Genomic DNA, 22,042 nt, shown 5'->3' with positions numbered 1-22,042 from the left:
GGGGTAGTATGTCCAAAGCATGGTTGAATGAAGTTGCCTGGAATGATGATGGTCTAGTTCCGGCCATTGCTCAGGATGCGGAAACCGGTAAAGTTCTGATGATGGCGTGGATGAACCGTGAAGCGCTGGAAGCAACAGTGCGGGAAGGGCACGCTATTTACTGGTCTCGTTCTCGTGGAAAGCTATGGCGCAAAGGGGAGTCCTCGGGGCATACGCAGGAACTGGTGGATTTGCGCCTTGATTGTGACGGAGACACCGTATTGCTGCGAGTGCGTCAACATGGTGGTATTGCCTGCCATACCGGGAGGGAGCATTGCTTCTTCCGGCAGCTGCAGGCCGGGGACGTCACCTGCTGGCACGATGTGGAGCCGGTGAAAAAGAACCCCGATGACATATATCAATAAATTGTAAAGATGCACGCTGCACTGGATGGATAATGAGCGATATACTTGAGCAACTTGCGCAGGTTCTGGAACAGCGTAAAAATGATGATCCCGACAGCTCCTATGTGGCGGGGCTATACCAGAAAGGACTGAACAAAATCCTGGAAAAGGTAGGTGAAGAAGCCACGGAAACCCTGCTGGCAGCAAAAGATGCTGAACGCAGCGGTAATGTGGATGATCTGGTGTACGAAACTGCCGATCTCTGGTTTCACTCGCTGGTTATGCTGGCTCATCTGGGTGCCGGGCCTGATGCGATTTTAAATGAACTGGGCAGACGTTTTGGACTGTCCGGTCTTGAGGAAAAGGCAGCCCGCTCTGCAGGCGCTGACGAAAACAGGGATTCCTGAACAGGACAGAAAGATGACTGACTGTATTTTCTGCAAAATTCAGCAGGGAGATATTCCAGCAGACATTGTTTATGAAGATGAACACTGTCTGGCGTTCCGGGATATCCAGCCAAAGGCTCCGATTCACCTGCTGGTGATTCCCCGCAAACATGTGGAAAACCTGGATGACCTGGGTGAATCTGATAAAGATCTGGTCAGCCATATGATGCTGACAATTCCCAAGATTGCCCGGCAGCAAGGGCTGAAAGAGGGATACCGTACGGTTGCCAATACTGGTGCTGGCGGTGGGCAGGAGGTGTTCCACCTGCATTTTCATATTCTGGGCGGTGGTGCGCTCCACGCTCTGTAACGGATAACGATTTTAAGATTACGATTTTAAAGGGGATTTATTATGGGCATTAGTATTCCGCAGCTTCTGATAGTTTTGGCTATCCTGATTCTTCTGTTTGGCACCAAGCGTTTGCGCAACATTGGTGGTGACCTGGGCAGTGCTGTAAAAGGCTTTCGCAAGGCCATGAGCAGTGAAGAGCAGAATGCTGCTAAAAACGAAGAGCCACGCAAGATTGAAGGTGAGGATGCTCAGTTCTCCAAGAGTACTGAACAAGAGTCTCAGAAAGATAAGCAGTCGTAACGGAAGCCTGTAGTAGTGTTCGATATCGGATTTCTAGAGCTTGTCATTATTGCTGTGATTGCGCTGGTAGTTTTGGGTCCTGAACGGCTTCCTATTGCTATAAAAACCACCGCAATATGGGTTGGTCGAATCAAGCGTAGCTTTCAGGGAATCCGTGCTGAAATTGAGCGTGAGCTGAAAGTGGATGAAATCCGCCGTGAAGTTCATAACGCCAGTGTCATGGATGAATTAAAGAAAACTCGGGAAGAGCTGGAGCAGGGTGTTAACAATGTTCGGGAATCCCTGAACACTCCTCTGGATGGATTTTCTGGAGATAAAACTCCGGCGAAAGATGCCGGGGCTTCTTCAGAGGCGGGTTCTTCCGTTGCAGAGAAAAGCAGTGGCTCTAAGTCAGACAGCCAATCTTCCTGAATCGTGCGTTAAGTGCACCTGAACAGATTTTTTAATGAGTAATAACCAGCAAAGCAGTCAAGGGGCTGATACAGAGCAACCATTGGTTCAACACCTTTTGGAATTGCGCAATCGCATTCTGAAATCGGTTGCTGTTGTTATTGTTATTTTCCTTGGCCTGTTTTATTTCGCCAACGATATTTATGCCTTTGTTTCTCAGCCTCTGAGAGCTTATCTGCCGGAAGGTGCCAGCATGATTGCAACAGAAGTGGCTTCGCCATTTCTGACGCCATTCAAACTGACCCTTGTGGTTTCAGTGTTTCTTGGAATTCCTTTTGTGTTGCATCAGATCTGGGCCTTTATCTCTCCAGGATTGTATCAGCATGAAAAGCGCCTGGCGGTACCGCTGCTGATTTCCAGTGTGTTGCTGTTCTATGGCGGTGCGGCTTTTGCCTACTATGTTGTCTTCCCGCTGGTTTTTGGTTTCTTCACCAGTGTTGGTCCGGAAGGGGTAACGATTATGACTGATATTAATCGTTATCTGGATTTCGTATTGAAGATGTTCTTCGCCTTTGGTGTGGCTTTTGAGATTCCCGTGGCAACCGTTTTGCTGGTCGCGTCGGGTCTGACAACCGTTGAAGATCTTAAGAAGAAACGCCCTTATGTGGTTGTAGGGTGTTTTGTTATTGGCATGTTGCTAACACCGCCCGATGTAATTTCCCAGTCTCTGCTGGCGCTGCCAATGTGGCTGCTTTTTGAGTGTGGCATTATTTTTTCACGATTTGCCAAGAACTCGGCTTCTCAAAGAGAAGCGGAAAAAGAGAAAGAGCAGCAGGCTGCTGAGTAATACTGAATTGATTGGAGGAGCCGTCTTTAGGACGGCTTTTTTGTTTGTATGAATCTTCTTCTGCTTGAACCTGAAGATATTATCGAACCCGGCCGGGCTATAGTCCGTAGCCGTCGTTTATCCCATGTTCAGGATGTTCATAAATCTGAATCCGGCGACACCCTGCGTGTGGGTGAGCTGAATGGTTTGATGGGTGAAGCTCGTATTGTCCGTTTGGATAAGGATGAACTTGAGCTGGAATATACGGTAACTCAAGAACCGCCACCGGCTTTACCGGTAACCGTTTTACTCGCGCTTCCCCGCCCTAAAATGCTGAAGCGAACTTTCCAGACGCTGGCAGCTATGGGCGTAAAGCGTATTGTTCTGATGAACACTTTTCGGGTAGAAAAGAGCTTCTGGCAAAGCCCTTGGCTCAAACCTGAAGCTATTCGTGAACAACTGGTTCTGGGATTGGAGCAGGGGCGGGACACTGTTTTGCCAGAAGTTATTCTGGAAAAACGTTTCAAACCGTTTGTGGAAGATCGTTTACCGGCTATGTCCCAGAATATGCGCAAGCTGGTGGCTCACCCGGTGGGTGGTGTGGAATGCCCCCGGGCGATTCATGAGCCAACCGTACTGGCCATTGGTCCCGAGGGCGGATTTATTCCTTACGAAGTGGAGCGGTTGGTGGAATACGGCTTTGAATGTGTCCACCTTGGTCCAAGAATTCTGCGGGTAGAAACTGCTGTCCCTGTTTTGCTCAGTCGACTCTTTTAACTCATATCCTGAGGATCCACATCAATAGACCAGCGAATTTTGCGGGTCAGTGGATCCTGTTCCATTGAAGGAAGCAGCCTGTAAAGCAGGTTATGCAGTGGTTTGCGGTTGCGAGCTTGCAGGTGTAGTTGCCAGCGCATGCGTCCCTGACGTTTTTCCATGGGGGCTGGCATGGGGCCAATAATCATAACGCCTTCCGGCCCACCTAAATTATTTGCTTCGATGATCTCTCTGGCGATATGTGCTGAATTGTTCAGAAACTCTTCTACAGGTTGAGGATTCGGGGCTTCCGAAGAAATAAGAGCTATGTGGCTAAATGGCGGAAGCCCGATAGTGCTGCGCTGTTGAACAATTTCCTGTGAGAAGGCGTCATATCCCTGATGGATCAGTGTTTGCAGTTGTGGGTTTTCAGGGTTTCCTGTTTGAATTAAAACCTTGCCCGGTTGGTCAGCTCTTCCTGCTCTGCCGGCAACCTGAAGAATTAACTGGCCGGTTTTTTCTGCTCCCCGAAAATCTGCGCTGAAAAAACCTGTGTCAGCATTCACAATTACTACAAGAGTTACGGCAGGGAAGTGGTGACCTTTGGCCAGCATTTGGGTGCCAACAAGGATGGCTGGGTTGCCTCTGTGGATTTTCTCGATCATCTCATGAAATGAGTGTTTCTTGCGCATGCTGTCACGGTCTATGCGCATCACATCAACCTTACCTTTCTTAGCAAAGATTTGTTCCAGAATTTCTTCGGTGCGCTCCGTGCCTTGGCCAACAGGACTTAACTCGTGACTGTGGCAATTAGGACACTGATTTGGAATGCCTTGATGGTAATCGCAATGGTGGCAGTGCAGATGTAAAGGTGAACGGTGCAAGGTCAGGTGGGCATCACAATTCGGGCAGTCAATCAGCCAGCCACAATTATCACAGGTGAGGGTTGGGGCGTAACCACGGCGATTCAGGAAAACCAGAACCTGTTGTCCTTGCTTCAGAGTGTTTTGGATGGCGGTCAGGCTTTCTGGGGCAATCCCTCCCTGCATCTGCTGATTGCGGGTATCTACCAGCTCCAAAGCTGGCGGTCGGGCATTACCCGCCCGTTGCTGCAGTTGCAGGTAACGAAATTTGTGGGTTTGGCTGTTGTGCAGAGTTTCAAGACTGGGAGTGGCTGAGCCAAGAACTACGGGAATATTTTCAAGCCTTCCCCGGTAAAGAGCTAAATCACGGGACGAGTAACGGATACTGTCCTGCTGTTTGTAGGAAAGGTCATGCTCTTCATCAACAATAATGATGCCAGGGTGGAGCACGGGCGTGAAAATGCCTGAGCGGGTGGCTATAACAATACCCGCTTCACCACGACGGGAGGCAAGCCAGCCATTCAGGCGTTCTCTGTCAGTCAGGCCTGAGTGCAACACGGCAATTGGTACATTAAAGCGTTCACGGAATCTGGCCATTGTTTGCGGTGTCAGGCCTATTTCTGGAACTAGTACCAGCGCCTGCTGTTTATTGGCTAGGGTGTGAGCGATGGCTTGAAGGTAAACCTCGGTTTTACCGCTGCCGGTTACACCATGGAGTAACGTGGCGCTGAACTGATGCATCTCACAGGTTATGGATTCGAGAGCGCGTTCCTGCTCATGATTCAAAACCAGAGGTGAAGATTTCAGCAAGGGCTCATGTTGATAGAAAAGTTGAAACTCAGGCGCCTTTTCAATGACTTCAATAAGCCCCCGGTTTTCCAGATTTTTAAGTAGTGTGCGATCAAAGCCCATGCTGCGCAGGGCTTCTGAAGAAACGCCATCCTGATGTTGCTTGATAAGGTTCCAGGCTTCCTGCTGGCGGGGGGCTCTAGCCCGTAATAAGGCTGTTTCTGCTTGTGTATCAAGATTTTGAGCTGGTTGCCAGAATTCGTGAACTTCTCTGCCCAAGTCATAACCCTGTCGTAACAGGGCGGGCAGCGCCTGGCTGAAAGTGTCGCCAATAGGGTGGTGATAATAATCGGCAGACCAGTTCACCAGATTGATCAATGCTTCCGAGAGAATGGGTATGGAATCAAGAACTTCGCTGGCGGGGCGCAGCTTGCTCTCTGGCACCTCGGATTCTGTTTCCAGGCTGATCAGTATGCCGACGATTTCCCGGTTTCGGAATGGAACTCTTACCCGCACTCCAGGTGTCAGCGAACCTGTGTGTATGGAGTGTGGCGGAAGATAATCAAACAGGCGGCGCAGGTTAACCGGGAGTGCGAGGCGTAAAATTCCGCTGGGGTTCGCAGGCATAAGCATTGAACGCTGAATAAAAAGGATAGCTTATCAGATACTTCTGGCCTGTGTCTGATTGGTGGCGCTGTTACAAAAGCCTGTTTCAGCGAGAATAGGGGTTAACAACGGTTGAGTTGTTGTTTCCCTGCTTTGCTCCGGGAATCGGGTCTGCTAATATTCGCGATCTTCTGTCAGGAGTCTATGCTCCTGATTAACAAGCATGCGGTGCCAGAAGCTGGCGGGGCTAAAATTTAGATTCCCGGGCACTGGTGGCGGCGTGCAGATAAGCTAGAGGCTGAGCCCAATGAAACAGGATATCCATCCTAAGTACGAAGAAATCACTGCTACCTGCAGCTGCGGTAACGTGATCAAGGTTAAATCTACTCTGTGCAAGGATATCGGCCTGGACGTATGCGCCAAGTGCCACCCATTCTACACTGGCACTCAGAAGGTTATGGATGCCGGCGGTCGTATCGAACGCTTCAACAAGCGTTTCGGGGCGCTCAGCACCAAGCGCTGAGAAGAATAAAAGAGGCACCTTTTCAGGTGCCTCTTTTGATTTTAGGCTTTGATCTGTTTTTTATTGCAATTTCACGATCAGAGTTGGGTGAATAAATAGTCAGGTGTCTCTGTCGTTTTCTTCGGGTCACTTTCGTTTTTAGTCGGTTACGCTTTTCACTTCCTCCAAGTTTTTTGTCTGACTGCATTATCAAAACCGTAATTCAGCAAGAAAATAGTCGTTATAAGTACTTATTGTAATTTGGTTGGCTGTCGTCTGTTGAGCGTGTTCACCCTTTCCGATATTCTCATGCCTCCCGGCAGGCAATAAAAAACTGGAAGAAATAAAATGGCTGAGGACATGAAGCAAGCTGCTCTCGATTATCACGCAAATCCGAGACCTGGCAAGATCAGTGTTGAACTGACCAAACCAGCTGTGACTTCCCGCGATCTTTCTCTGGCTTACAGTCCTGGTGTTGCTGAGCCGGTGCGCGAAATCGCCCGTGACGCTGAACTGGCGTATAAATATACGGCGAAAGGCAACCTTGTTGCTGTCATCAGTAACGGTTCCGCCATTCTGGGGCTTGGTAATCTCGGCCCTCTGGCCAGTAAGCCGGTAATGGAAGGTAAGTCTCTTCTGTTTAAGCGTTTTGCTGGTGTTGACTCCATTGATCTGGAAGTTGAATCCGAAAGCCCACAGGCATTTATCGATACTGTTAAGCGTATTGCTGTAACTTTTGGTGGCATCAATCTGGAAGACATCAAAGCTCCTGAGTGTTTTGAAATTGAGCGCGCTCTGATTGATCTGTGTGACATTCCTGTATTCCACGATGACCAGCACGGTACTGCTATCGTAACTGTTGCAGGCATGCTGAACGCTCTTGAGCTGGCTGGAAAAGAAGTTGACCAGGCTCGTATGGTTTGTCTGGGTGCTGGCGCTGCTGCAATTTCCTGTACCAAGCTGCTGATCAGCTGTGGCATGAAGCCAGAAAACATTCTGATGCTGGACAGTAAGGGCGTTATTCACTCTGAACGTACTGACCTGAACCAATACAAAGCAGCATTTGCTGTAGAAACAGATTGTCGTACGCTGGACGATGCTATTGAGAACGCAGATGTGTTCCTTGGGTTGTCTGGTCCTAACCTGCTGTCTCCAGAGCAACTGAGCCGTATGGCCAAGAATCCAGTTGTGTTTGCCTGCTCTAACCCTGACCCGGAAATTAAGCCTGAGAAAGCTGTTGAAGCACGCCCTGACGTGATTATGGCTACCGGACGTTCTGACTACCCGAACCAGGTAAACAATGTTCTTGGTTTCCCCTTCATCTTCCGTGGTGCTCTAGATGTTCGTGCAGCTAAAATCAATGAAGAGATGAAAGTGGCTGCCGCTTACGCTCTGAAAGAGCTGGCTAAAGAGCCTGTGCCTCAAGAAGTTTTGGACGCTTATGGTCTGGACTCTCTGGAGTTTGGTCGCGATTACATTATCCCTAAGCCTATGGATGCTCGCCTGCTGGGCGCCGTGTCTGCTGCAGTTGCTAAAGCAGCTGTTGATACTGGCGTTGCCCGTGCTGAGTACCCTGCGCATTACCCACTGAAGTCTATGGATGATATTGCTTACTGATATTGCCGAGCGTATTCAGTGAAATATAAAAAACCCTGCTTTTGATGAGCAGGGTTTTTTGTTGGAGCAGAGTTATTTGAAAAGCTTTTGCTTTAGAAAATATCGCTGGGGTTAAAGCTTTCTTCTTCGCCAGTTTTGGTTTCCTGCTCAATCAAATCTGCTTTCGGTGCATTCTCGGCACGGAACACTTCAAAGATCGCATCCTGTTCTCCAGGGCTGGCTGGTTTTCCGGTTGATGGGTTGATTTTCATTGTCACCATTCCTTCGGGCTGAGGGAGGTTTGTTTCCGGAATATTCTGTAGCGCGACTTTCATAAAATCGATCCAGATTGGCAGGGCTGCGTTAGCACCGTACTCCCAGCGGCCAAGAGTCTTTGGTTGGTCAAAGCCCATCCACACAGTTGTCTGCAGTTCAGGGTTGAAGCCAGAGAACCATACATCCCGCTGATCATTGGTTGTACCGGTTTTTCCTGCAAGATCGGAGCGCTTTAATACTTTTGCACGGCGACCGGTTCCAGACTGGATAACATCCTTCATCATGTCGTACATGATGTAGTTAACGCGTTTGTCCATGACTCGTGGAGCTATTCTTGGGAGTTTCTGGAATTGTTGTTCTGGCAGTGCTGTATCAGCAAATAGCGGGTCGTTAATGCCAAGTCCCGCAGCATCCGGGATGGGGAATGCTTTGGTTTTATCCAGTTCTTCCTGTTGTTTCTCGCAGTCACGGCAGGCAATTAAAGGATCTGATTCCATAACTGTTGTATCAAGGCGATCAATGCGGTCAATTATGTAAGGTTCAATCTGGAAGCCACCATTGGCAAGAACGGTATAGCCTGTCGCCAACTCCATGGGGGTTAATGCCGCACTACCAAGAGACAGGGAAAGGTTCTCTGGCAGTTTCTCTCTTGGTAGGCCTAGTTGTTCAATGAAGTCCAGTGTGTAATTCACACCAGTGCGCTGCAGAAGCCGGATGGAAACCAGATTGCGTGAACGATACAGGCCTTTACGGATGCGGGTGGGGCCGTAGAATTTTTGGTTGTCGTTCTGTGGGCGCCAGTGACTTTCCAGTTGGTCATCGTTAAATACAACTGGTGCGTCGTTTATAAGCGTTGCTGCCGTTGCGCCTTTATTGATGGCGGCAGAGTAAACGAAGGGTTTAAATGCTGAGCCAACCTGTCTGCTGGCCTGAATGACGCGATTGTATTTACTGTCGTAGAAATTAAATCCGCCAACAATCGCTGTAATGGCACCGTCTTCTGGTCTGAGAGAAACAAGTGCTGCCTGTGCTTCTGGAATCTGGCTGAGCCTCCAGCTGCCATTGTTATGTCTTACCCGCACAAGGTTACCCATAGCAACTACGTCCGCCGGAGTGGTAGGTGCTTTTCCTTGACGGTTGACGTCTATGTAAGGTTTAGCCCATTTCATTTCTTCCCAGGTCAGGGTGCCGGTAGTGCCATCGCGGAATAACAGTGTGGCGAATTCATCTGTGACATCTGTAATGATCGCAGGCTGAAGCTGCCCGATAGGGCTGCTGTCTTTCAGGGTTTGCTGCCAGCTTTCCGGGTCTTCCAGTGCCAGTTCAGGTCCGCGGTAGCCATGACGCTCATCGTAAGCCTGCAGGCCTTTATCAATCGCAGCATTGGCTGCACGTTGCTGGTCAGAATTTATGGATGTGTAAACTTCGTAGCCGTCGGTGTAAGCGTTGGCTCCAAACTTCTCGACAACCTGCATGCGCACCATTTCTGCGACATAAGGGGCTTCAAGATCGATTGGCAGACCGTGGTACTTGGCTGTAACTTCTTCCTGAAGAGCTAAATCGTATTCGGCTTGGGTGATATAACCAAGAGTGCGCATGCGATTCAGAATCCAGTTCCTGCGAATCAGTGAGCGCTCAGAGTTCGCCAGAGGGTTGTAGCGAGATGGTGCTTTAGGTAATCCCGCGATCATGGCCATCTGAGCCAGGCTTAAATCCTTAGTGGATTTTCCATAGTAAACCTGAGCGGCGGCTTCAATGCCGTAAGCTCGGTTTCCGAGGTAAATCTTGTTGAGGTAAAGCTCGATAATTTCGTCTTTGCTTAACTCTCGCTCAATCTCGAGAGCCAGGAGGATTTCATTGAACTTGCGGGAAAACACTCTTTCGTGACTCAGGAAAAAGTTCTTTGCCACTTGCATGGTTATGGTGCTGCCGCCGGACTGGATGCGTCCGGTGGACACCAATTGTACTGTGGCACGAGCCAGACCGGCGATGTCTACACCGTTGTGCGAATAGAAGCGGTCATCTTCTGCTGCAAGAAAAGCGTTAACCAGATTCTGTGGTACGTCTTCGATGTTGACTGGTGTGCGACGCTTTTCACCAAACTCGGCAATAAGGCTGTTGTCTGCCGTATAAATACGCAGAGGTGTCTGCAGGCGAACGTCCCTGAGAGACTCAACAGAAGGGAGGCCCGGGCTCAGATAAAGATAGGCGCTGCTGAAAATGAGCGCTGCTCCACAAATTGCAGAAAAACCTGACCACAGGCCAAAACGAACCACTCTGACAGTTTTATTCATAAGTATTGTTAATAAATGAACCGGTTAGGGTTGTCTGCACGGCCATGCCATGTCCCTGAATAGGCCATTATAAGCAAGAGTTATAGCTCTGACACAATTGCCATATATCGCAGACTGTTATTTAATGGTGCGAGAATACAACGAAAAACTATATAAGAAGTTGAATCTTTGCGGGGCAAATATAAGTGCTAGGGCTGTTAAAGAAAAAAAACAGTGCACTGCTGGGGATTGATATCAGTTCTACTTCGGCCAAGTTACTTGAACTCAGTGTCAGTGGTAACCAATACCGAGTGGAATCTTATGCGGTAGAACCCCTGCAGCCAAACGCCGTTGTTGAAAAAAATATCAATGAACTTGAGATCGTCGGAGAAAGCGTCCGATCACTTGTAACCAAATCGCGTACCTCTTTGAAAAATGCCGTTGTCGCTGTAGCGGGCTCTGCCGTTATTACAAAGACAATGGAGATGGATGCTTCTCTCAGTGATGAGGAAATGGAAAGCCAGATATCTGTAGAGGCTGACCAGTATATTCCTTATCCCCTTGATGAAGTTGCACTGGATTTTGAGGTGCAGGGGTTGAGCGAAAGTAACCCTGAGCGTGCCGAGGTCCTGGTTGCAGCCTGCCGTAAGGAAAATGTTGAAAGCCGAGAGGCGGCCCTTAACCTGGCGGGTTTGACGGCGAAGGTTGTTGATGTAGAAGCCTACGCTATGGAACGAGCTTATGAGTTGATTGAGCCACAGCTCGAACTGCCAGATGAAGATCCTCTGGTGGCCATTGTTGATATTGGCGCCACCATGACCACTCTCAGCGTTCTCGAGAATGGTAAAACTGTTTATACCCGAGAACAGCTATTTGGTGGTCGCCAGCTGACTGATGAAATTCAGCGCCGATATGGAATGTCCCCTGAAGAGGCCGGATTGGCCAAAAAAACAGGTGAGCTACCGGATGATTATGAGCCGGAAGTTCTGGAACCATTCAGAACCGCCGCTGTTCAGCAGGTTTCAAGAAGTCTGCAGTTTTTCTACTCCTCCAGCCATTTTAATGATGTTGATTGCATCGTTCTTGCTGGTGGTACGGCATCAACACCCGGTTTGGAAGGAATGATTGCAGAAAAGATTGGTACTCGATGCACTCTTGCCAACCCTTTTGCCCGGATGTCTGTTGCCAGTAAGGTGAATGCCAGTGCTCTGGCTAATGACGCGCCGGCAATGATGATTGCCTGTGGTCTGGCTATGAGGAGTTTTGACTGATGGCAAGAATTAACCTTCTCCCCTGGCGTGAAGAGCTCCGCCAGCAGCGTCAGAAAAACTTCCTGATCGCTTTAGGCATAACCGTTGCTATCGCCGTGGTTTTGATCTTTCTACGGGATATGATGCTCAACTCGGCCATTGATGATCAACGTGGTAGAAACAAGTTTATTCAGACGGAGATTTCTACACTTGATGGGAAAATCAAGGAAATCAATGAACTGAAGGAAAAGAAAGAAGAGCTTCTGGCTCGTATGGAAGTTATCCAAAACCTTCAGGGTAACCGACCCGTTATTGTCCGGATGTTTGATGAAATGGTTCGTGTGCTTCCAGATGGTGTGTATTTCACCAGTCTTAGCATGACTGACAGAACCATTAATGTTCAGGGTATTTCTGAATCAAACAACAGAATTTCCAAGCTTATGCGACAGCTTGATGAGTCGGACTGGTTTGATAACCCAAACCTGACGGCTGTAAAGGCGCTTAAGGAAGGTGAAGGTAGTAGTTTTGATCTGACATTCCAGCAGGTTACCCCGTCTCTGGATGACTCCAAGGAGGGCGGCGCATGAGTTCTTTGCAGGAAACGCTCGATAAAATCAATAATATCGATTTCAACGACCTTGATTTTGAAAATATTGGCTCCTGGCCCACGCCGGTCAAAGCCATTATTTGTGTGCTGGTTTTTGCACTGGTTTTGTTCCTTGGATTTAACTTCCACTTGAGCTCTTTGGGTAAGAGTTTGGATCGGGAGGCTCGTAAAGAAACTGAGTTAAAGCAGGAGTTTCAGGTGAAGGCGTTTCAGGCGGCCAATCTTGACTCTTATCGTGCCCAGATGACTGAAATGGAGGCTTCATTCGGAGCGTTGGTTCGACAGTTGCCCAGTGATACTGAAGTGCCGGGATTGCTGGAAGATATTACCGAGAAAGGGCTTGGTGCTGGGTTGACGATCAATACCATAACTCTCCAGCCGGAGGTGACTCACGAGTTTTATATCGAGCTGCCTATCAGTATTAATGTGCAGGGCAACTATCACGACCTTGGGAATTTTGTCAGTGGTGTCGCGGGCTTGCCACGGATTGTGACCCTCCATGATTTTAAAATCACCGATGGTAAGAGTGGCGCTCGCCTCAATATGGAGATTATTGCCAGAACTTATCGCTATAACGACAAGGGGGGAGCGTAATGAATCGTATATCCCTCGCTTGTGGTGTGCTGGCAACAACGCTTTTAGCTGGTTGTGATGGTGGTGGTGATTATCGGGATTTGTCCCGGTATATGGATGAAGTAAGGGCAAAGCCCAAGGGTAGTATTGAGCCTCTCCCTAAGTTTAACCCTTATGAGGCTTTTACTTATGGGGCTTCCGGTGAGCGCAGTCCTTTTGATAAACCGATTAAGGTTGAGATTGTCCGCAAGCAAAAAGTACAGAGTGACATCAGTCCTGACTTGGATCGAGTGAAACAATTCTTGGAAAGCTTTTCTTTTGACAGTTTCTCAATGGTTGGCACATTAAGTGACGACCGGGGTTTTTATGCCCTGATCTCTGCCGATGGCAATGTGTATAAGGTAGAGGTCGGTGATTATCTTGGGAAAAATCACGGGCGTGTGATTGGCATCACGGACTCAGAGATACAGGTCATAGAGATTGTCCGTAACGGACCTGAAAGCTGGGTTGAGCGACCAAGGACCTTGGCACTGAATGAGAGTTGATAGTTGAGCGGCCTCACTGTCTGTGAATCTCTCGCAAACAGATATATGTACGTGATTGGGGTTTGGGTCTGATCGCTGCAGGGAAAGAATAAAGACAATATGGGTGTGATCAAATGATGAAAACGGGCAGTTTTGCAAAATGGGCGAGTAGCCTTGGGGGGGTAGCCGGCATACTGGCTATGCCTGTGCTGGCCGGAACGTTGCAGGATCTTGATGTGACCTCACTGCCTGGTGAGCGTGTCGAGATGAAGCTGACGTTTGATTCTCCTCCTCCAGAGGTACGTGGTTATGCGATTGAGCAGCCTGCTCGGATAGCTTTGGATTTGCCCGGAACTACCAGTGCTATTGATAAATATAACGATGTAGGTTTTGCGAATACTCGTAGTGTGACGGTGATCGAAGCCAAAGGCCGCACCCGGATGATTGTTAATCTGGCAGAACCTGCTGGCTATACCACAAGGGTAGAGGGTAATAGCCTCTATGTGCTTGTGGGGGATTCGGCTGATGAGGTTTCTTCTTCACCTGTCGCATCAGCTCCAGTTTCCTCTGCATCTTCCTCCTCTGTTTCCAGAGGTGTTCCAGCCAATGTGGATGGTGTAACCGCTATCAACTTTGAGAGGGGGGCTGATGGTGAAGGTAATATAATTGTTGGTCTGTCTTCAAAAGCCGTGAAAATGGATTTGGAGGAGCAGGGTGGACGTCTTCGTTTGACTTTCCCGGGTTCAGAATTGCCAGTAAAACTGCGTAATCGTCTTGATGTTAATGATTTTGCCACACCTGTGCAGTTTATCGATGCCAAGGTCGAAGATGGCAATGCTGTGATTGTTATTGATCCAAAGGGTGAGTATGACTACCTCGCTTGGCAGACTGATGAAAATCTGAACATCAGTGTTAAAGCTCTCACTCCTCAACAGGCTGAACAGAAAGCTCGTAAAAAGCTTGTTTACAGTGGCGATAAGCTCTCCCTGAACTTCCAGGATATTGAAGTCCGGGATGTTCTCCAGATTCTTGCTGACTTTAAAGACTTGAACCTTGTTGCTAGTGACACAGTTTCCGGCCGAGTTACTCTGCGTCTGAAGAGTGTGCCTTGGGATCAGGCTCTGGATATTGTTTTGAAATCCAAAGGTCTTGGTCAGCGTCGTGAGAATAACGTTTTGGTTGTAGCTCCAGCCGCAGAATTGGCTGCTCAGGAGCGAGAGTTACTTGAATCGCAGCAGCAGATTCGTGAGTTGGCGCCACTTTATACCGAGCTGGTACAGATTAATTATGCCGATGCAGGAGAAATTGCTGCAGTTCTGCTCGGCGGTGAAGGGAATCGTATACTCTCTGAGCGCGGTAGTGTTCAAATCATTGAACGAACCAATAGCCTACTGGTGCAGGAGACTCAGGGTAAGCTTGATGAGATTAGGGAGTTGATTACCAAGGTTGATATTCCTGTTCGCCAAGTGCAAATCGAAGCTCGTATCGTTGCTGCAGATACTAGTTTTCGAAAAGAGCTTGGTGTGAAGTGGGGTGGTTATATCAACCCAGGTGGTCCTACAACACAAGGTGATAAAGGTACATTCCTTGGTGGCCAGGGTGGGCAGGTGACGACGGAAGATGGTGATAGTGGTATCGAACGTAAGTACACCTATGATCAGCTGTTCACAGATTTGTCAGTGTCTGGTGCAGGCTCGTCGGCGATAGCTATCGGCTTTATGTCTGACTCGGCGGTAGTGAATCTTGAACTCTCGGCTCTTGAAAGTGACGGTGGGGGTGAAATTGTATCTCAACCTAAGGTTATTACTTCGGATAAGCAAAAAGCTGTGATCAAGAGTGGTAAGGAAATTCCTTATCAAGAGGCTAGTTCAAGTGGTGCAACTACCGTTTCCTTTAAGGAAGCCGTGCTCTCACTTGAGGTAACGCCTCAAATTACTCCAGATGGCCGGATAATTATGGAAATTAAGGTCAATAATGATGATAGTACTACGTCAACATCAACAGGGATTCCTATCATCGACACTACGGAAGTTGAAACCAAAGTGTTGATTGATGATGGTCAGACCATAGTTCTTGGTGGTATCTTCAAAAATACAACTAGTCAGGGTGTAGAAAAAGTGCCTCTTTTAGGGGACCTTCCAGGTGTTGGTCGTTTGTTCCGCAAGGATACTAAACGCGATACTAAGACCGAGACACTTATTTTCATTACACCTCGTATTCTTTCGGAGACAATGGCCTTGCGCTGACAGTGGATGTATGCAGTCACGCACTATTTATCTAATCGGGCCAATGGGAGCTGGTAAAAGCACCATTGGCCGAATGCTTTCCCGGGAGCTGAATCTACCTTTCCTTGATACTGATCAGGAGGTAGAGGAGCGCTGTGGTGCCGATATTCCCTGGATTTTCGATATGGAAGGCGAAGCCGGTTTCCGGCAGCGCGAAACTTCTGTACTGGAGATTCTTCAGGGGGAGCCTCCTCAGGTTATCGCAACAGGTGGAGGAATCGTGATGAAGGAAGAAAATCGCCGACTTATGGTGTCTGGCGGTTTTGTGGTTTTTCTTCAGGCTTCGGTAGCTACTCAGATGCTGCGCACCGCGAAAGATAAACGTCGTCCCTTGTTACAGCGCCCAGACCGTAAACAGGTTCTCACTGACCTCTATAAAATCAGGGAGCCTCTCTACCGTCAGACGGCTGATCTGGTGGTATGTACGGATCGGGGAAGTCCTCGACAGGTTATTCGTGAGATTGTTGAGGCTGTGCAGGGTAGTTAGTATCTTGATCGACCATCAGGCGATCTATTAGGAAGTACGTTGTGCAAACTCTTAATGTTGATCTTGGGGAGCGATCTTATCCCATTCGCATTGGTTCCGGGTTGCTGGATCGCCCGGAGCTGCTGACGCCTCATATTCGAGGTAAGCAAGTTGCGATAGTTTCCAACACCACTGTTGCACCTTTATATCTTGAACGGCTGCATGCTCTTCTCGAAGGGTATCAGGTCACAGATATCATTCTCCCCGATGGTGAAGAATATAAGAATCTTGAAGTATTGAATCAGGTTTTTGATGGCTTGTTGCAGGATCGCCACAATCGCACAACAACCTTGATCGCTCTCGGTGGTGGTGTTGTTGGGGATATGTGTGGCTTTGCTGCTGCCAGCTATCAGCGTGGCGTGAACTTTATACAGATCCCAACCACTCTTCTTTCCCAGGTGGACTCTTCCGTTGGTGGTAAAACCGGTGTGAATCACGCGCTGGGCAAAAATATGATTGGCGCCTTTCATCAACCCCAGTGTGTTCTTGCAGATATCAGTGTTTTCAAAACTCTGCCAGATAGGGAGCTGTCTGCCGGTTTGGCAGAAGTGATCAAGTACGGCTTGATTTGTGATGAACCATTTTTCACATGGTTGGAAAAAAACATATCTCGGCTGGTTGAGCGGGATGAAGCTGCATTAACAGAAGCGGTTTACCGATCCTGTAATAACAAAGCTCAAGTCGTTGCCGAAGATGAAAAAGAAGCAGGCCGTCGTGCATTGCTGAATCTTGGCCACACTTTTGGACATGCTATAGAAACACATCAGGGTTACGGGGTTTGGCTCCACGGAGAGGCTGTTGCTGCTGGCATGGTGATGGCTGCTCAAGTGTCTGAGAGTTTGGGGTGGATTGATGCTTTGGCTGTGGAGCGAACTGTTTCTATTCTGGAAAAGGCTAATCTTCCTGTTCATCCGCCAGAAGGTATGACTCCTGATGATTTTCTTGAGTTAATGAGTGTTGATAAGAAAGTTATTGATGGCAAGTTACGTCTGGTTCTCCTTAAATCGATAGGCGACGCTGTTGTAACAGCAGAAGTGCCTGCTCAACTGTTACGAGAGCAGCTGCAGCGGGTTTGTCGATAAAGTGCCTACTAACGCTTTTGGCAAAAACTCTCTCTGAAAAAACTCACAAAGACAGTCGTTTTTTATAAAGAATGGCTGTCTTTTGTGCGATTCCCCGATTGTCTTGATTGTTGCGATTTGTTAACACCCTGCTGCCCATGTACAATGAGCCGCCGCCCGACCGGGTTAGAGTCTTTGTCGGTGCCGGTTTCATCTGTTAATGACTGCTGCCAGGCAGTTTTCAGATGTTTCCCGATTAGGGGGATAAGTATAAGGTGTTAGGGCAAAACAACATGGATGCTGCCGTTCGGCCAGGAGGCCTGAAGACGCCAAAATAACGATTACCAGAATGGCTGTTGAGAGATCGCCTATGAGTTCAGGTTTGTATCATCCCGGTGAGTTCAGGGACAATTGTGGTTTTGGACTCATTGCCCACACAGAAGGCAGGAAAAGTCATGACCTGCTGGAGAAAGCAATTGAAGCCCTGACCTGTATGACCCATCGTGGGGGTATTGCCGCAGACGGGCGTACCGGCGATGGCTGTGGGTTGTTGATTCAACTTCCCGATTCTTTTTTTCGTTCCATAGCTAACGAAACTTTTAATATTCAACTGCCGCCCCTCTACGCCATTGGTATGGTGTTCCTGAGTCAGGACGAACGCAAAGCCAGCGAAAGTCGCCTCACTTTTGAGCAGGAGCTGAAAGATCAGGGGCTGGATGTTATTGGCTGGCGGGTAGTTCCCACTAATGAAGAGTGTCTGGGGCCAATCGCTCTGGATCAGCTTCCTCGTATTGAGCAGGTGTTTGTTGCTCCGGCTGGCGATAAAGACGCCCATCAGTTGGAAGCTGCTCTGTTTATGTCCCACCGTAAGACAAGCCAAAAGCTTGCTGAGGACGAAGACTTCTATATCTGCTCCCTGTCCAGCAAAGTCATCACCTATAAAGGATTGATGATGCCTGCTGATCTGGCGAGCTTTTACCCTGATCTGGGAGATACTCGCTTTGAAACAGCGATCTGTGTTTTCCATCAGCGTTTCTCTACCAACACAATGCCGCGCTGGCCTCTGGCTCAGCCATTCCGCATGCTGGCTCATAACGGTGAAATTAACACTATTATGGGTAACCGGAACTGGTCTGTAGCACGTTCCGAAAAGTTCCAGTCTGAACTTCTGCCGAACTTGGGTGAGATTCGTCCGCTGGTGAACAGAACTGGCTCAGATTCTTCATCTCTGGACAATATGTTGGAGATTCTGGTTACTGGTGGAGTTGATCTTTATCGTGCTGTACGGATGCTGGTTCCACCGGCCTGGCAGAATGTCGATACCATGGATCCAAATCTGCGGGCTTTCTATGAGTACAACTCCATGCATATGGAACCGTGGGATGGCCCGGCAGGCCTGGTTATCTCTGATGGTCGTTATGCTGTTTGTGCTCTCGATAGAAACGGTTTACGCCCATCTCGCTGGGTAAAAACCAAAGATGGTTATCTGACTGTTGCTTCTGAAGTTGGCGTTTACGACTATAAGCCGGAAGATGTTGTTGCCAAAGGCCGGGTTGGTCCTGGTCAGGTTCTGGCTATTGATACCGAAACCGGTGAATTCTTCCAGGCTAATGATATTGATCAGCAACTTAAGAACCGCCAGCCATACAAGCAATGGTTGAAGAAGCATGCCTGCCGTATCCAGTCCCGCTTTGTAGAAATTGACCACAAGGTTGATCCGCTATCAGCGGAAACGCTTCTTAGCGAACAAAAGCGATTCCAGGTTTCCTTTGAAGAGATGGATCAGGTTATCCGTCCACTCTCTGAGAACGGTCAGGAAGCTGTTGGCTCCATGGGTGATGACACGCCGATGGCGGTGCTCTCCCAACGTGTTCGCCCAGTTTACGAATACTTCCGTCAGCAGTTTGCACAGGTAACCAATCCACCGATTGATCCTCTGCGTGAAGCAGTGGTGATGTCTCTGGAAACCTGTATGGGGCGTGAGCGTAATATGTTCCTGGAAACTCCGGAACATGCTAAGCGGGTTATTCTGAAGTCACCTGTACTGTCTACCACCAAGTTCCTGAACCTGGTGAACGGTGAACACAAGCACGATGACCTGGAAGTTGAACGCCTTGATCTTGGCTATGAAGAGAAAGCAGGGTTGGAAGCTGCCATTGTTGCTCTCTGTGACAAGGCTGAGCAGGCTGTTCGTGATGGCAAGGTTCTTCTGCATCTTACAGATAGAGACCAAACGTCGGATCTGCTTCTTATTCATGCGGCCCTGGCTACTGGTGCGGTTCACCATCGCTTGATCAGTAAAGGCCTGCGTTCCGATGCTAATATTCTGGTAGAAACTGGAACAGCCCGTGATTCTCACCACTTCGCAGTATTGCTCGGCTTTGGAGCGACGGCGGTCTATCCATGGCTGTCCTATGAAGTGATTCGAGACATGATCCAGAGCGGCACCATGATTGCCGACACTCTGATGGCCTTTAAGTCCTACCGCAAAGGTATCAGTAAAGGATTGTTGAAAATTATGTCCAAGATGGGCATTTCAACAATTGCTTCCTACCGTGGTGCCCAGCTGTTTGAAGCTGTGGGTATCAGTCAGGACGTTGTAGATCTCTGTTTCTGTGGCGTGCTGAGTCGAATTGAAGGGGCGCGCTTCACAGACTTCCATGAAGATCAGGTGTTGCTCGCTAAAGAAGCCTCCCGTAAGCGTAAGCCGATTCAGCAGGGCGGTTACCTGAAGTTCGTACATGGCAGCGAATATCACGCCTTTAATCCTGATGTTGTGCAAACTCTGCAGAAAGCTGTGAAGAACGGTGACTATGCAGCATGGCGTGACTATGCGGCGCTGGTTAATGAGCGGCCGGTAGCGGTTATCCGAGATCTGTTTGATCTGGAAAGTGATCGCCAGCCGATCCCTCTGGATCAAGTGGAACCTGTTTCCGCTATTGTTCGTCGTTTCGACTCTGCGGCTATGAGTCTTGGTGCTCTTTCTCCAGAAGCGCACGAATCTCTGGCTCAGGCAATGAACCGTTTGGGTGGACGCTCTAACTCCGGTGAAGGTGGTGAAGACCCAGCACGTTTTGGAACCGACAAGGTTTCCAAGATTAAGCAGATTGCTTCTGGTCGTTTCGGTGTAACGCCTCACTATCTGGTGAACGCTGATGTTCTTCAGATCAAAGTTGCCCAGGGTGCGAAGCCTGGTGAAGGTGGTCAGCTTCCGGGCGGCAAGGTAAACGATCTTATTGCTCGTTTACGTTTTTCCGTACCGGGTGTGACGCTGATTTCACCACCGCCACACCATGATATTTACTCTATCGAAGATCTGGCTCAGCTGATCTATGACCTGAAGCAGGTGAATCCGGAGGCACTGGTTTCTGTGAAACTGGTGTCTGAACCTGGTGTGGGAACAATTGCCGCTGGTGTTGCCAAGGCTTATGCAGACTTGATTACCGTATCTGGTTATGACGGTGGTACTGCTGCAAGTCCATTGACATCTATTCGTTATGCCGGTTCTCCATGGGAACTTGGTCTGGCAGAAACTCAGCAGGCTCTGCGTTCCAATGATCTGCGTGGCAGCGTAAGACTGCAGACGGACGGTGGTTTGAAAACTGGTCTGGATGTTGTCAAAGCAGCTCTTCTCGGTGCGGAAAGCTTTGGCTTTGGTACCACCCCAATGATTGCCATGGGTTGTAAGTACCTGCGCATTTGTCACCTGAATAACTGTGCGACAGGTGTTGCCACCCAGGATGACCACCTTCGTGACGAGCACTTTATCGGCACTGTTGAGATGGTTACCAACTTCTTCACTTTCCTTGCTGAAGAAGTTCGCGAATGGCTGGCTAAGCTGGGCTATCGCAGTCTGGATGAACTGGTCGGTCGTACTGAGTTGCTGAAGGCGAAAGAAGGCCTGACTCCGCGTCAGGCAAACCTGAACCTTGAACCTGTTTTGAAAAACAGTGCGATTCCCGCTGATAAGCCAAATGCCTGTCAGGTTGACCGTAATCCACCATTCGATAAGGGTGAAATGGCTGAGCGTATGGTGACGGATATGTTGCCTGCTATAGAAGCTAAGTCTGGTGGTGAATTCACTTACACCATTGGTAACTGTGATCGCTCTATTGGTGCACGTCTTTCAGGTGAAATCGCTAAGCGCCACGGTAACCAGGGAATGGCGGATCAACCAGTAACTGTGAAGCTGACCGGTAGTGCTGGTCAAAGCTTCGGTGTCTGGAATGCTGGCGGTTTGAACATGTATCTCGAAGGTGATGCTAACGACTACGTTGGTAAAGGTATAACTGGCGGTAAGCTGGTGATTCGACCACCTCAGGGCAGTGCTTTTGCCAGTGAAGACACATCCATTATTGGTAATACCTGTCTCTACGGCGCTACAGGCGGCAAGTTGTTTGCTGCTGGTCGAGCTGGTGAGCGTCTCGGTGTACGTAACTCTGGTGCTCACGTAGTTGTTGAAGGCGCTGGTGATCACTGCTGTGAATATATGACTGGTGGTCTGGTTACAGTGCTCGGCCCAACCGGAGGTAACTTCGGTGCTGGTATGACTGGTGGTTTCGCGTATGTGCTCGATCTGAAGCGTAACTTCGTGGATCGCTACAACCATGAGCTGGTTGAAATTCACAGAGTTGATTCCGAGAGCATGGAGGATCATAGAACTCATTTGCAGGGGATTATTGACGAGTTTGTTCAGGAAACCGGTAGTGAGTGGGGAGAAAAAATCCTGGAGGACTTTGAGGATTATGTTGGCCTGTTCTGGCTGGTGAAGCCAAAGGCTGCAAGTCTCGACACCCTTCTGGCTGATACCAGAGGGCGGCCCGAATAAAGGGTTAATAAACAAGTCCCGGCAGTCTGCTCGTGAGCAGGCTGCCGCCATCCAGAGAGCAAGAACTAAAAACAGCTCCGGATAAGGATG

At 48.9% G+C, this 22,042-nt stretch carries 19 protein-coding genes; 17 read left to right on the top strand and 2 right to left on the bottom strand.

All coding sequences use genetic code 11. The features are described from left to right. Positions 1–8: 8 nt before the first annotated feature. The 7 genes from hisI to ACY2RR_RS00445 are packed head-to-tail and all read left to right on the top strand — an operon-like array spanning position 9 to position 3,414. Positions 9–404: a phosphoribosyl-AMP cyclohydrolase gene (hisI, locus tag ACY2RR_RS00475; protein ID WP_490106162.1), complete on the top strand. Its 396-nt coding sequence runs from the start codon at positions 9–11 to the stop codon at positions 402–404. A gap of 32 nt (positions 405–436) precedes the next feature. Then, positions 437–790: a phosphoribosyl-ATP diphosphatase gene (locus ACY2RR_RS00470; protein WP_490106161.1), complete on the top strand. Its 354-nt coding sequence runs from the start codon at positions 437–439 to the stop codon at positions 788–790. A 13-nt stretch (positions 791–803) separates the two neighbouring features. Beyond that, complete coding sequence (locus tag ACY2RR_RS00465) at positions 804–1,139, top strand: histidine triad nucleotide-binding protein (RefSeq protein ID WP_490106160.1); 336 nt, start codon at positions 804–806, stop codon at positions 1,137–1,139. A 42-nt stretch (positions 1,140–1,181) separates the two neighbouring features. Then, complete coding sequence (gene tatA, locus ACY2RR_RS00460; RefSeq protein ID WP_490106159.1) at positions 1,182–1,421, top strand: twin-arginine translocase TatA/TatE family subunit; 240 nt, start codon at positions 1,182–1,184, stop codon at positions 1,419–1,421. 15 nt (positions 1,422–1,436) lie between these two features. After that, positions 1,437–1,832 carry a Sec-independent protein translocase protein TatB gene (gene tatB, locus ACY2RR_RS00455; protein ID WP_490106158.1) on the top strand — a complete coding sequence of 132 codons (396 nt, stop codon included), beginning with the start codon at positions 1,437–1,439 and terminating at the stop codon, positions 1,830–1,832. Positions 1,833–1,866: 34 nt separating this feature from the next. After that, the gene (tatC, locus tag ACY2RR_RS00450) at positions 1,867–2,658 is read left to right on the top strand and encodes a twin-arginine translocase subunit TatC (RefSeq protein WP_490106157.1); all 792 of its coding nucleotides are present in this window, start codon (positions 1,867–1,869) and stop codon (positions 2,656–2,658) included. A 48-nt stretch (positions 2,659–2,706) separates the two neighbouring features. Then, entirely contained in the window at positions 2,707–3,414 is a 708-nt protein-coding gene (locus ACY2RR_RS00445; protein WP_490106156.1) for a 16S rRNA (uracil(1498)-N(3))-methyltransferase, read from the top strand. Here the strand turns inward: ACY2RR_RS00445 and ACY2RR_RS00440 are convergent. Beyond that, positions 3,411–5,672, bottom strand: coding sequence for a primosomal protein N' (locus ACY2RR_RS00440; RefSeq protein ID WP_490106155.1), 2,262 nt, complete (start codon positions 5,670–5,672; stop codon positions 3,411–3,413). The genes ACY2RR_RS00445 and ACY2RR_RS00440 overlap by 4 nt on opposite strands. 286 nt (positions 5,673–5,958) lie before the next feature. Here ACY2RR_RS00440 and rpmE point away from each other — a divergent pair, with 286 nt between their 5' ends. Next, entirely contained in the window at positions 5,959–6,174 is a 216-nt protein-coding gene (rpmE, locus tag ACY2RR_RS00435) for a 50S ribosomal protein L31 (protein WP_281646085.1), read from the top strand. A gap of 327 nt (positions 6,175–6,501) precedes the next feature. Further along, positions 6,502–7,770: a malic enzyme-like NAD(P)-binding protein gene (locus ACY2RR_RS00430; protein ID WP_490106154.1), complete on the top strand. Its 1,269-nt coding sequence runs from the start codon at positions 6,502–6,504 to the stop codon at positions 7,768–7,770. A 92-nt stretch (positions 7,771–7,862) separates the two neighbouring features. On the opposite strand, the gene ACY2RR_RS00425 is transcribed toward ACY2RR_RS00430, so the two are convergent. Further along, the gene (locus ACY2RR_RS00425) at positions 7,863–10,319 is read right to left on the bottom strand and encodes a penicillin-binding protein 1A (protein ID WP_490106153.1); all 2,457 of its coding nucleotides are present in this window, start codon (positions 10,317–10,319) and stop codon (positions 7,863–7,865) included. Between the two features lie 185 nt (positions 10,320–10,504). Here ACY2RR_RS00425 and ACY2RR_RS00420 point away from each other — a divergent pair, with 185 nt between their 5' ends. From ACY2RR_RS00420 to gltB, 8 genes are all read left to right on the top strand, one after another. Then, a complete protein-coding gene (locus ACY2RR_RS00420; RefSeq protein WP_490106152.1) occupies positions 10,505–11,569 on the top strand; it encodes a pilus assembly protein PilM in 1,065 nt (354 codons plus the stop codon). After that, positions 11,569–12,135, top strand: coding sequence for a PilN domain-containing protein (locus tag ACY2RR_RS00415; protein ID WP_490106151.1), 567 nt, complete (start codon positions 11,569–11,571; stop codon positions 12,133–12,135). Before ACY2RR_RS00420 ends, ACY2RR_RS00415 begins: the two co-directional genes overlap by 1 nt. After that, positions 12,132–12,749, top strand: a complete 618-nt coding sequence (locus ACY2RR_RS00410; RefSeq protein WP_490106150.1) for a type IV pilus inner membrane component PilO — start codon at positions 12,132–12,134, stop codon at positions 12,747–12,749. The genes ACY2RR_RS00415 and ACY2RR_RS00410 overlap by 4 nt, the downstream gene beginning before the upstream one ends. Continuing rightward, complete coding sequence (locus ACY2RR_RS00405; protein WP_490106149.1) at positions 12,749–13,273, top strand: pilus assembly protein PilP; 525 nt, start codon at positions 12,749–12,751, stop codon at positions 13,271–13,273. The genes ACY2RR_RS00410 and ACY2RR_RS00405 overlap by 1 nt, the downstream gene beginning before the upstream one ends. Before the next feature lie 113 nt (positions 13,274–13,386). Then, positions 13,387–15,498: a type IV pilus secretin PilQ gene (locus tag ACY2RR_RS00400; protein ID WP_490106148.1), complete on the top strand. Its 2,112-nt coding sequence runs from the start codon at positions 13,387–13,389 to the stop codon at positions 15,496–15,498. A gap of 10 nt (positions 15,499–15,508) precedes the next feature. Continuing rightward, positions 15,509–16,024 (top strand): shikimate kinase AroK, encoded by a 516-nt coding sequence (gene aroK / locus ACY2RR_RS00395; protein ID WP_490106147.1) that lies wholly within the window; start codon positions 15,509–15,511, stop codon positions 16,022–16,024. Positions 16,025–16,065: 41 nt separating this feature from the next. Beyond that, positions 16,066–17,145, top strand: coding sequence for a 3-dehydroquinate synthase (aroB, locus tag ACY2RR_RS00390; protein ID WP_490106146.1), 1,080 nt, complete (start codon positions 16,066–16,068; stop codon positions 17,143–17,145). Positions 17,146–17,494: 349 nt separating this feature from the next. Next, the gene (gene gltB / locus ACY2RR_RS00385) at positions 17,495–21,952 is read left to right on the top strand and encodes a glutamate synthase large subunit (protein WP_490106145.1); all 4,458 of its coding nucleotides are present in this window, start codon (positions 17,495–17,497) and stop codon (positions 21,950–21,952) included. The last annotated feature ends 90 nt before the right edge of the window (positions 21,953–22,042 follow it).

The organism is Parendozoicomonas sp. 2304DJ65-17 (assembly GCF_058148445.1).
The sequence above is the reverse complement of the archived record's forward strand: the minus strand, read 5'-3'. Positions and strand labels throughout refer to the sequence as shown.

Excerpts from the sequence above, each read along its gene's own strand:
- hisI (WP_490106162.1), top strand. The coding sequence starts at position 9 with ATGTCCAAAGCATGGTTGAATGAAGTTGCCTGGAATGATGATGGTCTA.
- ACY2RR_RS00470 (WP_490106161.1), top strand. The coding sequence starts at position 437 with ATGAGCGATATACTTGAGCAACTTGCGCAGGTTCTGGAACAGCGTAAA.
- ACY2RR_RS00465 (WP_490106160.1), top strand. The coding sequence starts at position 804 with ATGACTGACTGTATTTTCTGCAAAATTCAGCAGGGAGATATTCCAGCA.
- tatA (WP_490106159.1), top strand. The coding sequence starts at position 1,182 with ATGGGCATTAGTATTCCGCAGCTTCTGATAGTTTTGGCTATCCTGATT.
- tatC (WP_490106157.1), top strand. The coding sequence starts at position 1,867 with ATGAGTAATAACCAGCAAAGCAGTCAAGGGGCTGATACAGAGCAACCA.
- ACY2RR_RS00445 (WP_490106156.1), top strand. The coding sequence starts at position 2,707 with ATGAATCTTCTTCTGCTTGAACCTGAAGATATTATCGAACCCGGCCGG.
- ACY2RR_RS00440 (WP_490106155.1), bottom strand. The coding sequence starts at position 5,672 with ATGCCTGCGAACCCCAGCGGAATTTTACGCCTCGCACTCCCGGTTAAC.
- rpmE (WP_281646085.1), top strand. The coding sequence starts at position 5,959 with ATGAAACAGGATATCCATCCTAAGTACGAAGAAATCACTGCTACCTGC.
- ACY2RR_RS00430 (WP_490106154.1), top strand. The coding sequence starts at position 6,502 with ATGGCTGAGGACATGAAGCAAGCTGCTCTCGATTATCACGCAAATCCG.
- ACY2RR_RS00425 (WP_490106153.1), bottom strand. The coding sequence starts at position 10,319 with ATGAATAAAACTGTCAGAGTGGTTCGTTTTGGCCTGTGGTCAGGTTTT.
- ACY2RR_RS00415 (WP_490106151.1), top strand. The coding sequence starts at position 11,569 with ATGGCAAGAATTAACCTTCTCCCCTGGCGTGAAGAGCTCCGCCAGCAG.
- ACY2RR_RS00410 (WP_490106150.1), top strand. The coding sequence starts at position 12,132 with ATGAGTTCTTTGCAGGAAACGCTCGATAAAATCAATAATATCGATTTC.
- ACY2RR_RS00405 (WP_490106149.1), top strand. The coding sequence starts at position 12,749 with ATGAATCGTATATCCCTCGCTTGTGGTGTGCTGGCAACAACGCTTTTA.
- ACY2RR_RS00400 (WP_490106148.1), top strand. The coding sequence starts at position 13,387 with ATGATGAAAACGGGCAGTTTTGCAAAATGGGCGAGTAGCCTTGGGGGG.
- aroK (WP_490106147.1), top strand. The coding sequence starts at position 15,509 with ATGCAGTCACGCACTATTTATCTAATCGGGCCAATGGGAGCTGGTAAA.
- gltB (WP_490106145.1), top strand. The coding sequence starts at position 17,495 with ATGAGTTCAGGTTTGTATCATCCCGGTGAGTTCAGGGACAATTGTGGT.